Source organism: Psychrosphaera sp. B3R10 (assembly GCF_018861025.1).
In the GTDB taxonomy this organism is placed as follows: Bacteria; Pseudomonadota; Gammaproteobacteria; order Enterobacterales; family Alteromonadaceae; genus Psychrosphaera; species Psychrosphaera algicola.
In genome coordinates, this window is the sequence record NZ_JAHKQH010000031.1 from 1 (window position 1) to 12,785 (window position 12,785).

The 12,785-nt window shown below is 42.1% G+C and carries 8 protein-coding genes, 1 tRNA gene and 1 pseudogene; 1 reads left to right on the forward strand and 9 read right to left on the reverse strand.

Going from position 1 to position 12,785, the window contains the following annotated elements:
- Positions 1–1,053: 1,053 nt before the first annotated feature.
- From KO525_RS12010 to rlmE, 7 genes are all read right to left on the reverse strand, one after another.
- Positions 1,054–1,140, reverse strand: a tRNA-Leu gene (locus KO525_RS12010).
- A gap of 10 nt (positions 1,141–1,150) precedes the next feature.
- Complete coding sequence (secG, locus tag KO525_RS12015; RefSeq protein WP_215964065.1) at positions 1,151–1,519, reverse strand: preprotein translocase subunit SecG; 369 nt, start codon at positions 1,517–1,519, stop codon at positions 1,151–1,153.
- Positions 1,520–1,528: 9 nt separating this feature from the next.
- Positions 1,529–2,266 carry a triose-phosphate isomerase gene (tpiA, locus tag KO525_RS12020; protein ID WP_215964066.1) on the reverse strand — a complete coding sequence of 246 codons (738 nt, stop codon included), beginning with the start codon at positions 2,264–2,266 and terminating at the stop codon, positions 1,529–1,531.
- Between the two features lie 70 nt (positions 2,267–2,336).
- Positions 2,337–3,671: a phosphoglucosamine mutase gene (gene glmM / locus KO525_RS12025; protein WP_215964067.1), complete on the reverse strand. Its 1,335-nt coding sequence runs from the start codon at positions 3,669–3,671 to the stop codon at positions 2,337–2,339.
- Positions 3,664–4,494, reverse strand: coding sequence for a dihydropteroate synthase (folP, locus tag KO525_RS12030; protein ID WP_371744408.1), 831 nt, complete (start codon positions 4,492–4,494; stop codon positions 3,664–3,666). The genes glmM and folP overlap by 8 nt, the downstream gene beginning before the upstream one ends.
- 33 nt (positions 4,495–4,527) lie before the next feature.
- Positions 4,528–6,435 (reverse strand): ATP-dependent zinc metalloprotease FtsH, encoded by a 1,908-nt coding sequence (gene ftsH, locus KO525_RS12035; RefSeq protein WP_215964068.1) that lies wholly within the window; start codon positions 6,433–6,435, stop codon positions 4,528–4,530.
- Between the two features lie 39 nt (positions 6,436–6,474).
- On the reverse strand, positions 6,475–7,104 hold the full coding sequence (rlmE, locus tag KO525_RS12040; RefSeq protein ID WP_215964069.1) for a 23S rRNA (uridine(2552)-2'-O)-methyltransferase RlmE: 630 nt from the start codon (positions 7,102–7,104) through the stop codon (positions 6,475–6,477).
- Between the two features lie 81 nt (positions 7,105–7,185).
- Between rlmE and yhbY the strand changes: the two genes are divergently transcribed.
- On the forward strand, positions 7,186–7,482 hold the full coding sequence (yhbY, locus tag KO525_RS12045; protein ID WP_215964070.1) for a ribosome assembly RNA-binding protein YhbY: 297 nt from the start codon (positions 7,186–7,188) through the stop codon (positions 7,480–7,482).
- Between the two features lie 302 nt (positions 7,483–7,784).
- Here yhbY and KO525_RS12050 read toward each other — a convergent pair whose 3' ends face one another.
- Complete coding sequence (locus KO525_RS12050) at positions 7,785–11,282, reverse strand: choice-of-anchor U domain-containing protein (protein ID WP_215964071.1); 3,498 nt, start codon at positions 11,280–11,282, stop codon at positions 7,785–7,787.
- A pseudogene (locus KO525_RS12055) lies at positions 11,200–12,785 on the reverse strand (hypothetical protein); the annotation flags it as partial. The gene KO525_RS12050 and the pseudogene KO525_RS12055, both read right to left, overlap by 83 nt.

Sequence of the window (12,785 nt, forward strand, 5' to 3'; positions counted from 1 at the left end):
GTTTTTCTCTAAAACATGTTTTTACACCTAAAGTTCAGGCGACATTTTCCTTCGTCTAAATCCCCCTTAGTTGAGATTTATATCTCGAAGTGAACGGCAGGGACGCCGTTGCAAGGGATGGTTGTATATGGACATACTTTCATCCCGTCTTCGACGATAATATAAATCTTACCTAAGGATTAGGGATTTGGCCGAAAGCGGCCTTTTTGCCTACTTTTTTGGCTGTTGAAAAAAGTATGGTCGACGCAGTCGAAATAGCCGCCCGCAGGGCAAAGAAAACTTCAAGCCCCGCGCGAGTATGGTCGACGCAGTCGAAATAGCCGCCTGCAAGGCAAAGAAAGGCGCAGCCTGCAGGGTGGATTATGAACGTCCTCTGTACTTGGTTGGAGATCCCTAATATCGCTTAGGCTGCCTAACTTTACAAGCTACGGGGATGACGGTTTTTTCTGTTTGGTTAGAATGACGGTTTTTGTTCTTAAACTATGAGCTAATTGGAGGTGGATTATGAACTTCCTCTGCACTTGGTTGGAGATCCCTAATATCGCTTAGACTCTTTTGGGATGACGTTTTTTCTGGGTATTGGGAATGACGTTTTTCTGTTTGGTTCGGATGGTGGTCTTTGTACTGTATTTTTGACCAATTGAAAGAAACCTGTGGGGTCAGAGTTGCTGATAATTGTAATTTCCTCTGCACTTGGTTGGAGATCCCTAATATCGCTTAGACTCTTTTGGGATGACGTTTTTTCTGGGTATTGGGAATGATGTTTTTCTGTTTGTTTAGAATGACGTTTTTTCTGGATATTGGGAATGATGTTTTTCTGTTTGGTTGTCGCTTACTAATGACGTTTTTTTGTTCTGGGGATTTGGGATGACGGTTTTACTGGTATTTATCTAGTACACCATTTGAGAAAGTGAATCTGTACTACATAATGTACTACTTAAATTGCTGGTTGTCATTGTTCGTTAGTAATCGACTAATAACCCATAAAAAAACCCGGAAAGCTTTTTTTAATTAACTTTCCGGGTTTTTGTTGGTTCTTAAAGAACCTAATAATGGTGCGGTTGGAGGGACTTGAACCCTCACGTCCTTTCGAACACAGCGACCTCAACGCTGCCTGTCTACCAATTTCAGCACAACCGCGAAAGTGTTTCTAGTTTGCAGGTACGTCTTTTACTGGTGCGTCTGTTGTTTCGTTAGAAACTGGAACGTCCGTATCTGCTGGAGCGACTTTTTTAACTTCTTCAACAACTGGTGCTGAGATGTCATTCCATTCGTTTTCTTCTTTAACTGAATTCGCTGTCAAGCTTCCTAGGAATATGCTGATAACAAAAAACAGGGTTGCCAGAATCGTGGTTGTTTTGGTTAAAAAGTTACCAGAACCACTAGAACCGAACAATGTAGCTGATGCGCCAGCACCAAACGACGCGCCCATATCGGCACCCTTACCTTGTTGGATCAAGATTAATCCAACTAAAGCTAATGCGACTACTAAATAAACTACTATCAAAATTTCGTACATGCTATTACCTTAAGCTACCGCATTTTTGCAAATGGTTGTAAATGACTCTACATCTAAACTCGCGCCTCCAATTAGGCCTCCGTCGATGTTGTCACTTGAAAATAATTCTTTACTGTTATCAGGCTTAACACTTCCACCGTATAAAATACGAGTCTCTTGCGCTAACTCCTGATTATAACTCGCCAAAACCTTTCTGATTTCGGCGTGTACTTCTTCCGCTTGTTCCGTCGTGGCCGTTTTTCCTGTGCCTATCGCCCAAATGGGTTCGTAGGCAAAAACTAAGCTGTCTGAATACGACGGCAAATCATCCAATACGGCTCTGATCTGTTTTGAAATAACCGCTATGGTTTCTTCATCTTCGCGTTGCTGTTCACTTTCACCAACACAAATAATTGGGACTAATCCAGCGTGCAATGTTGCCAATACTTTTTTAGCAACAACAGCGTCTGTTTCACCATACATGGCGCGTCTTTCAGAATGTCCTATTATGACAAACTGACAACCCACGTCACGTAACATTCTGCCAGAGACTTCACCGGTAAATGCACCAGATTCGACTTCTGCAATATTTTGAGCGCCCTTTTTAACACCATTTGTGTTTTCATTCAAATAAACAAATGGTGGGCATACAACGGTTTCAACTTCATTAGATTCAAACGCTTGTAACGCATCAATCATTTCCGCCAATAACACTTTATCGCCGTTCAACTTCCAGTTGGCAACTACTAAAGGTAGACGTTCAGCCATTGCTTTACTCCTAATTTTTCGCGGGCGTGATAGTAACTAACAACTTGCAAAGTTACAAGCAAAGCTTTAATTAATCGGCGTATGCGGCTACTTTTTCAGCAACTCGTTTCGCTACGGCATTAATTAGCTCTGCGTCTTTGCCTTCAGTCATAACTCGAATAAGAGGTTCAGTACCCGATTTACGAATTAATATACGACCTTCATCGCCAAGTTCTTTTTCTGCATCTGCTATCGCTAACTTAACTTCATCCACTTCAAGTGGATATTTATTTTGGCCAACGCGCACATTTATTAACTCTTGTGGGTATTTTTCCATACCAGATTTAAGTTCTGATAATTTTAACCCTGACTCAACCATGGCGGTTAATACTTGGATTGCCGACACAATACCATCGCCTGTTGGCATATGTTCTAGGTTTATAACATGACCTGAACTTTCGCCGCCAATAGTCCAATTGTTTTCTTTTAATAGTTCCATTACATAACGATCGCCGACTTTAGCGCGTAAAAATGGAATACCTAACTTTTTAAGGGCAACTTCTAGACCAAGGTTTGACATCAATGTGCCAACAACGCCCCCTTTAAGGTTGCCTTGTTTTAATGCGTGACGCGCAATAATGAATACCAGTTCATCACCGTCAACTTCAACACCTTTATGGTCAACCATAATAATGCGGTCGCCGTCGCCGTCTAGCGCCAAACCGACATGAGCTTCGTTGGCTAATACCGCTTCACGTAGTGCTTCGGTATGCGTCGCGCCACATTTTTCGTTGATGTTCAGTCCATCCGGTTTTGCGAAGATAGACACCACTTCTGCACCTAGCTCTTGGAATACATTTGGACCGATGTGATACGTTGCACCATTGGCACTGTCGACTACGATTTTCATGCCGCGCAATGATTCAGGCGCAAAACGACTTTTACAAAATTCGATATATCGGCCAGCTGCGTCATTTATGCGTGTTGCTTTACCGAGTTTTTCAGATTCTACGCATGTGATCTCTTGATCTAACATAGCTTCAATTTCATGTTCTATTGAGTCTGGCAGCTTAGTACCCGCCGCAGAGAAGAACTTAATGCCGTTGTCGTAATATGGGTTGTGCGAGGCACTGATGACAATACCGGCGTCGGCGCGAAATGTACGAGTAAGATATGAAATAGCAGGCGTTGGCATTGGTCCCAACAAGCCTACATCAACACCAGCAGCGATAAGGCCAGACTCTAATGCGGTTTCAAGCATATAACCCGAAATGCGAGTGTCTTTTCCGATAAGCACTTTTCGGTTGCCGTTTTTCGCAAAAACTTTACCTGCAGCGTAACCTAACTTTAGTGCAAATTCAGGAGTAATAGGCGAACGCCCAACTAATCCGCGAATACCATCTGTTCCAAAATATTTTTTACTCATGATTTACTCCGTAATAAGTCGCTTTAAACAGATCTAATGCCTGTTTCGTTTCTGCAACATCATGCACTCTTAAGATTTTTGCCCCTTTGGTCAATGCCAAAGTTGCACATATAACACTTGCTAATGCTCGTTTATCGGGGGCTAACCCTAGCAAGTTTCCAATCATCGATTTTCTCGATAGTCCCGCAAGGAGCGGCAATCCTAACGATTCAAATTCGTCTAATCGATTTAGTAATTGGTAATTCTGACTTAATGTCTTACCGAAGCCAAATCCTGGGTCGATACAAATTCGAGATTTGTCGATTCCGGCTTCTAAACAGGTATTTATTCGTTCAGCCAAAAATGCACTTACATCGGTAACTACATCGCTATATTCTGGCTCTGACTGCATTGTACGCGGTGTGCCTTGCATATGCATCAAACAAACCGGTACATTTGAATTAGCAACAACCTCAACAGCGTTTCCTACCGTTAACGCACATACGTCATTGATAAGGTCTACGCCGCTATTAATGCCTTCTCGCATGACTTCAGGTTTGCTGGTATCCAGCGAAATCAAACACCCAAATTCACTTTTTAATTTTTCGATCACAGGTAATACCCGTGATAATTCTTCATCCAAACTCACTTCTGGCGCGCCTGGACGTGTGGACTCGCCACCAAGGTCAATAATATCCGCACCTTGAGACAACATCAATTCTGCATGTTTAATAGACGCATCAAGCTGAGTAAATTTACCGCCGTCTGAGAAAGAGTCGGGAGTTACATTTAAGATCGCCATTATGATAGGCGTTTCGAGTTTTGTTAAATTAAACATTGTCATAAAAATGAGGCCCCTTATAAAGGGGCCTTAATATTAACTGGCAGGATTAGGAACGTCAGTTTCAGGTTTGGTGTTGTCTGTAGAGTCGTCGTCATTTTTAGACTCAGGCTTTGCAGACCAACCCGCAGGTTCACGAACTGGAACACGATTCATTAGATCATCAATTTGTTTTGCGTCTATTGTTTCGTATTTCATTAGCGCATCTTTCATTGCATGTAAGATGTCTAAATTCGCTTTAATAATTTCAACTGAGCGTTCGTAGTTACGGTTAATAAATACTTTAATTTCAGCATCAATGGCCTGTGCCGTTTCATCAGACATATGAAGCGATTTAGATGACGTACGTCCTAAGAACACTTCGCCTTCTTCTTCTGCATATAACATAGGTCCCATTTTTTCAGAAAGGCCCCATTGAGTAACCATTTTACGAGCAATATCAGTTGCACGTTCAATATCATTTGAAGCGCCCGTTGATACTTTATCTGCACCATAAATAACTTCCTCGGCAATACGACCACCGTATAAAGAAGATATTTGGCTTTCCAAGAACTGTTTGCTGTGTGAGAAACGATCTTGTTCAGGCAAGTACATAGTGACACCAAGTGCACGTCCACGAGGAATAATACTGACTTTATAAACTGGGTCATGGTCAGGAACCATACGGCCAACAATTGCATGGCCAGCTTCGTGGTAGGCTGTCATTTCACGTTCGCTTTCGCCCATAACCATAGATTTACGCTCGGCGCCCATCATGATCTTGTCTTTGGCTTTTTCGAAATCTTGCATGTCGACTAAACGTTTATTGAAGCGAGCAGCAAATAAGGCAGCTTCGTTTACTAGATTTGCTAAGTCAGCACCAGAGAAACCTGGCGTACCACGTGCGATTAACGCAGGTTCTACGTCGTTTGCTACTGGTACTTTACGCATATGAACATTAATAATTTGCTCACGACCACGAACGTCTGGCAAACCAACCACAACTTGACGGTCAAAACGGCCCGGTCTTAATAATGCAGGGTCTAGTACGTCAGGACGGTTAGTCGCGGCGATTACGATAATGCCTTCGTTGCCTTCAAAACCATCCATCTCTACTAACATTTGGTTAAGCGTTTGTTCACGTTCGTCGTGCCCACCACCTAAACCTGCGCCACGTTGACGACCGACAGCATCGATTTCATCGATGAAGATAATACAAGGAGCTGATTTTTTAGCTTGGTCAAACATGTCACGAACACGTGATGCACCAACACCAACAAACATTTCAACAAAGTCTGAACCAGAAATTGCGAAGAATGGGACTTTTGCTTCACCGGCAACGGCTTTCGCAAGTAAGGTTTTACCCGTACCAGGCTGACCGACCATTAATACGCCTTTTGGAATTTTTCCGCCAAGCTTTTGGAATTTTGCAGGTTCTCTTAGGTAATCAACAAGCTCTTGAACTTCTTCTTTAGCTTCGTCACAACCGGCTACGTCTTTAAACGTTGTTTTAATTTGGTCTTCGCCCATTAAACGCGCTTTAGATTTACCAAATGACATAGCGCCTTTACCGCCGCCGCCTTGCATTTGACGCATGAAGAATATCCACACACCAATCAATAGCAACATAGGGAACCATGAAATTAGAATAGACGCCAAAATTGACGGCTCTTCAGGAGGTACGCCAACAATGCGTACGTTATTTTCGATTAAATCGTTTAATAAATCTTTGTCGTAAGCTGTTGGGATATAAGTTTCAAACTTTTCACCACTACGCTTCAGGCCGACAATTTGGCGATCGTTAATTTTAACTTCACGAACTTCGCCCATACGAACTTCTTTAACAAACTGGGTATAGTTTGTACTACTGCTCGTACTATCATTTGGCGTGATCGTATTAAATACAGACATCAGTGCCACTGCTACCATCAACCAAATAATTAGATTTTTAGCCATATCGCTCAAAGGGATAACCTCAACAAATAAACATTAAAATGAAGACTACTATAATTTAAATCCTGTCGCTACCAGATACACTTCTCTCGAACGTGCTCTTGACGATTCAGGCTTTCTCACTTTTACTACTTTGAATACATTACGTACATCTTTTACAAACTGATCAAAACCTTCACCTTGGAATACTTTGACAGCAAATTTACCTTCTTTATTTAACACTTGTTGGCACATATCGAGAGCCAACTCAACCAAGTACATAGAACCTGCTTGGTCAATTGAGTCGTTTCCGCTCAAATTTGGCGCCATGTCAGACATGACTAAATCGACCTTATTGTCGCCGATTTTATCTAACAATGCATTTAATACATCTTCTTCTCTAAAATCACCTTGGAGAAAGTCGACACCTGCAATTGGATCCATAGGTAAAATGTCACACGCGATTACCGTGCCTTTACCATCTAACAACTCTACAGCGTACTGAGACCAACCACCTGGCGCGGCCCCGAGGTCGACAACAATACTGCCCGGTCGCATTAGTTTATCTTTTTTCTGCAACTCTTCAATTTTGAAATAGGCTCTAGAACGTAACCCACGTTTGTTGGCTTCTTTCACATATGGGTCGTTTACATGTTCTTCTAACCAGCGTTTACTGCTACCGGAACGTTTATCTTTTGCCATAACTTAGTATATGAATTGGTAATAGTCTAAAGGTGGGGTAGAATATCATTAATTCAAGTAATTACTGTAAAATTAAACCTAATGAGTCTATCAAAAAAACAAATCCAGTTCTTAAAGGGCGAAGCCCATTCACTAAAACCTGTCGTGCAACTTGGCTCGAATGGCTTTACTGAAGGCGTTTTAGCCGAAATCGAAAACGCCCTAGCGGTTCACGAATTAATTAAGGTTAAAGTACCTTCTGAAGATCGTGAAGAATTAAAGCTCTATGTTGAAGCGATAGTTCGCGAAAGCAAAGCCGAAAAAATTCAGCTAATTGGTAAAACACTTGTGTTATTTAAGCAAAGTGACGATAAAAAAATCGAACTACCTAAAAAGTAGTCGCAGATTAATCAAAAAAAACCGACTGATGTCGGTTTTTTTATGTCTAAATTTTAATGTAATAAAATGTGAATTGGTGATTTGAAATACTTCTTATGAAAAACGCCTCATTTCCTTCTGTATTTCTTAAATAAATGTCACTCTCATTTGGTCCACAACACTATGATACAGGTTTAGTTAGATTGTATGGCGTTTAGCCAAACTAATTTTTAAGCTGGATTTTTTATTCCCTAATTAAATAACCCGCAATAAAAAAGGAGCTCGAAAGCTCCTTTTAGTTAATTAACTAAAACAGTTAATTGTTATTTTTTGATGCGTCTGCGGAATGCCACAAAACCACCAAGTAAGGTTGCTAACGTGTAGCTAAATGATAGACCTAATAGTCCTTCATCTTTTTCTTCCTTAGCTGCTTTAACCAATACACTGACGTTTGCAGTAGCGGTCATTTCACCATCACTAACTAATACTTCAAAGTTGATTGTCGTATCTTCAGTAACCGTTGGCGCATTAAAGCTTGCAGTCGCTGTATCGGCATTAGCTAATACCACATTGCTAGTCACTGTAGACCAACTGTAAGTAAGATCGTCGTTTTCAGTATCTAATCCCAATGCGGATAGTGTTACTAAACCACCGATCTCTGTTTCAGAGACAGAACTTGACGCTGTCACAGTTGGTGCTGTATTTGAGTTTGCCACCACAACCGTAATTGATTTAGTGGTTACTCGAACACCGTCTGTCACTTGCAGAGTAAACTTCAACTCTTCGCCTTCAGATGTTGAAGGTGTTACAAATGATATCGTATCGCCTGTTGTATATAGCAATTCAACTGCACTACCTTCAACCTGCGTCCAAGAATACGCTAACAAAGCACTATCTAGGTCTGTTGCTGACGCTACAATTTCTACATAAGTATTTTCATTCGCTTGTATTTCTCTAGCCAACTCAACTACTGGTGCATTATTTACCGCCACTATTACCGCAGGGTCAACAACCACGCCATTAGCAACGCCATCATCGTCATTTACGCCACCATCGGTTATGCGTAACTTAATGCAATTGCTGCCTTGTACTAAACCTCGGCTCCACGCTTCGGTGTCATCGGCTGCTGGGCATTCACCTGATAAGGTTTTAACCGCAGACCAAATAGAATCACCATCTCGTTGTTGAGTGTCAGTTACTTCAAAGGAAACAAATGACCCATCTGATTTAAGTTTGCGATATTGCGCATTAACAGGCAGTTTTTCGTTAAGTGGTATTATCATTGTAATAATTGAACCAACGTCGGCACCGTGTACTTCGAAGTCAATTATTGGGGTAACGTATTTAGTAACATCTGAGTCATCAATTTCTACATTCAATGCAGCTTCAATTTCCGCAACGGTTGTTGCAGCGTCCGCTGAATGTCCATTGTCTATAGCTTTCACCGTTTGACCAATCGAAATTGTTAGGCCTTCCTCTACTGAAATTATGGTATCGCCGACTTTTTGTTGATTAGCTAACAAGTTCGCATTATCTAAATAGTCTGCAATGCCATCACCATCAGAGTCTGACATACCTTCATCTGCATCTGAGATCCCATCGTTATCTGAGTCTGCCATCGTACTTAATTCTGGTAACGCTTCCGTTATAAAGAATCGAGAAGTTTGGCTTGCTTCAAATAAGTCAGTTGTATCCGTTTCAACGACTTTGGCCACAACGGTGTGTGAGCCAACCCCTAATTGCTCAGGATTTATTTCAATGACTTCATGCATAGACGCTGAACCATTGAACACTTCTTCACCATCAATAGTAATTATTACATTATGAGATGAATCCATATCAGCATCGAAGATATCAAACGCAAGAAACGCTGAACTTACGCTTGATTCAACCACTGTGACTTTCTTGTCGTTAAACATCAAGCCAGTGGAAATTGAAGGTCGCGTATTTTCCTGAACGGTTAGGTTTACTTCATGTTTACCATTCGCAAAAACAGCTAAACCATTTTCATCTTCAATAGTAATAGCGTAATTCCCATCAACAACGCCATCAAATTCTAGTGCTTTTGATAAGCCTTCATCAATTGATAACGTCCCCTCAACTAACACCGTATTGATTTGAACTAATTGATAAGAGAACGTCACCGGATAATCTACTGGCGCACCGGTTAAGTTCACATCAATCGCAAAATCTTCGCCGGTTTTGCTAAATGCGGTAGTCGCGGTCGTGGCTAATGGATTAATCGCTAGCGGCAAAAACAATGTTTGCTCAGAGCCAACTAAGTTAGTTAATACAATGCCTACATCCTGCAAACCAGATTGTTTTAACTCGCCATCAACTACAGATTTAAAACTAACAGTGGTCGGTATATTAGCAACATTGATTAACGTCGCTAACTTGTCAGTCACCTTAGTATCAATGCCCGTCGCATTCATTGAAATATTACCACCAGAATTTTCCACGGTGGCTTCAATTGCCGCTTTCGCTAACAATAAGTCGACATAGTCATCTTCACTATCGTCAACACCATCACGGTCAAGGTCATTTTCTCTGGTAACTGCAACTAATGGATTTGCGTCAACCGCATTTAATACCCCATCTCCGTCAATGTCGGAATCAGTATTGTCACCAACTCCATCCATGTCAGTATCTGTGGATTCGGTAACATCATTAACAAACGCATCTACGGTTAAGTCAGTATCAATACCTGCAACTAATACATCTGGATAACCATCGCCATCCGTATCAATTGATGCTGCAGCGTCAAGTGGGAAGGCATCTGAGTTATCACCGACACCATCGAGGTCCACATCACTCCATTCCGCACTATTACCTAAGAATTGGTCTAATTCTTTACCACCTTGCGCAATTTCGTGGTCGTATCCGTCATGATAACTATCAGGATAGCCATCGCCATCAGCATCAACTGACGCACCAGAATATGCCGGGAATGCATCGGTATTATCACCAACACCATCACCGTCTGAATCTGTCCAGTTGACCCCGCCATCTGCAGGGAATTTATCTAATACTAACCCAGTTGTTGAATCCGCAGCTGTCGCTCCCTCATTCCATGCATCAGGGTAACCGTCACCGTCGTCCATAGATGCTGCTGCATCTAGTGGGAACGCATCAACAACTAAAGACGTTTCGACACCCTCTACTAATACGTCTGGATAACCATCACCGTCTGTATCTGCTGATGCGGCTGCATCATTCGGGAAGGCATCGTATACATCTGCTACAGAATCACTATCAGAGTCCATAACGTCGCCAGATAACTTAAACAACTCATTACCTGTGCTGCCGTTATTGGCGTACATTAATAATTCATTGTTCACTGACGCTATAAACGAAGGTGAAGCTGAAGCCCCTACGCGTAAATTCGTTACAATTCGCGGCGCATTGACACCATCATAAACAAACAGCTCGTTGTAATAACCAAACGTTGGATCATCATGCTCTTTGTATTCAGCACCGTCATACCCTTGGAAATATAGCTTGTCGCCATGAACCGTTAAGTATTTTGGATTTAAATTACCAGGATTTGTCTCATAGTTGTATTTTACGATTGGCTCAATTACATCACTGCCGCCCACGTATTTAACTAACGTAACGCCTTGTTCTGTGTCACCGACAAAGTATAAGTCGCCTTTAAACGTGATAAAGTCACTTGGGTCGATTTCTAACAACGCTCCTGTTGCTGAGGCACCAACTTCCAAATCATGTACCACGACCTCACCCGTTGCTGGGTCGTATATGGCTAACTCTTGGCCCGTCACATCGTCTTCGCCGCTGCTTAGCGCCGTCGTCGCATTCATGAAGATCTTGNNTAAACCAAGCGTCTGCACGTGAATTGTAAATCTCTTGTATTTCGACTTTGCTATTGCCGCTGAAGTATAAAACCCCATCAAGCTCAGTAAAGTTCTCTGGCTCAATGCCGTCTTCATTATCCGCGACAACTTCTAAGGTGATCTCACCGGTTATCGTATCAAATGAATATAACTCTTCATCGGTTGCCACATTTTCAGAATATTCTGCATCCGCTAACGAATACGTCGAAATGTCTTTCGTGTCACCTGAGCGTTTACCTGCAAAATAAATTTTGCTGCCCATAACGTATAGGTTTTTAATCGTACTAAACGCGGTAACTGACTCATCAATTTCTGCTGTTTCTGTGTCATCTGCGGTTGTTGCAAATGCCGCCACTTTAACTGGCACGGCACCATCAACATCGCTTAGTGACCAAAGCGCCTTATCAGTACCGTCGCTGGCCACAAAGTACATCGTATCGCCAGTTGCATTGACAACCAACTCAACAGGGCTACTTGAGCTTGTGCCAGTTCGGATATCAAATACTAACTCCGTTGACGTACCGTCATAGACATACAGCTCTATACCGTTTGTGCCACCATTCGCTTGGAAATACGTCTTACCATTAAATTCGGTAAAGTATTTAGGCGTGCTTGAACTTGACCCTGCACGAATATCTGAGGCCAATTCAATTTTTTGATAAGGGATTGAACTTGCAACAATTGGATCTGAACCAAATTCTAGCTCCAGTTCATCACTGTAACCGTCGCCGTCGTCGTCATTGTCTTCTTGGTCGAACGTACCATCCATATCGGTATCAACAATATCCGCTGGGAATTCGTCAATAACAAGACCGGTTGTTGTATCTGCTTCGGTTTTACCTGCATTCCATGAATCAGGGAAACCATCGCTATCTTCATCAACAGATGCGGCTGCATCTAATGGGAACGCATCTGCATTATTACCAACCCCATCGCCGTCAGTATCTGCAAATTCAGTTGCATCATTCGGGAACGCGTCAACAACTAAAGACGTTTCGACACCCTCTACTAATGCGTCTGGATAACCATCACCGTCTGTATCTGCTGATGCGGCTGCATCATTCGGGAAGGCATCAACCACATCCATTACGCCATCTGAGTCACCGTCGACATCAAAGCTTGCCGTTTCTGTCGCTAACTTAAACAACTCATTACCTGTGCTGCCGTTATTGGCGTACATTAATAATTCATTGTTCACTGAAGCGATAAACGAAGGTGAAGCTGAAGCCCCTACGCGTAAATTCGTTACAATTCGCGGCGCATTGACACCATCATAAACAAACAGCTCGTTGTAATAACCAAACGTTGGATCATCATGCTCTTTGTATTCAGCACCGTCATACCCTTGGAAATACAGCTTGTCGCCATGAACCGTTAAGTATTTTGGATTTAAATTACCAGGATTTGTCTCATAGTTGTATTTTACGATAGGCTCAATTACATCACTGCCGCCCACGTATTTAACTAACG

Coding starts and splice junctions, on each gene's coding strand:
- secG (WP_215964065.1), bottom strand. CDS start 1,519: ATGTACGAAATTTTGATAGTAGTTTATTTAGTAGTCGCATTAGCTTTA.
- yhbY (WP_215964070.1), top strand. CDS start 7,186: ATGAGTCTATCAAAAAAACAAATCCAGTTCTTAAAGGGCGAAGCCCAT.
- KO525_RS12050 (WP_215964071.1), bottom strand. CDS start 11,282: ATGAATGCGACGACGGCGCTAAGCAGCGGCGAAGACGATGTGACGGGC.
- tpiA (WP_215964066.1), bottom strand. CDS start 2,266: ATGGCTGAACGTCTACCTTTAGTAGTTGCCAACTGGAAGTTGAACGGC.
- rlmE (WP_215964069.1), bottom strand. CDS start 7,104: ATGGCAAAAGATAAACGTTCCGGTAGCAGTAAACGCTGGTTAGAAGAA.
- glmM (WP_215964067.1), bottom strand. CDS start 3,671: ATGAGTAAAAAATATTTTGGAACAGATGGTATTCGCGGATTAGTTGGG.
- folP (WP_371744408.1), bottom strand. CDS start 4,494: ATGACAATGTTTAATTTAACAAAACTCGAAACGCCTATCATAATGGCG.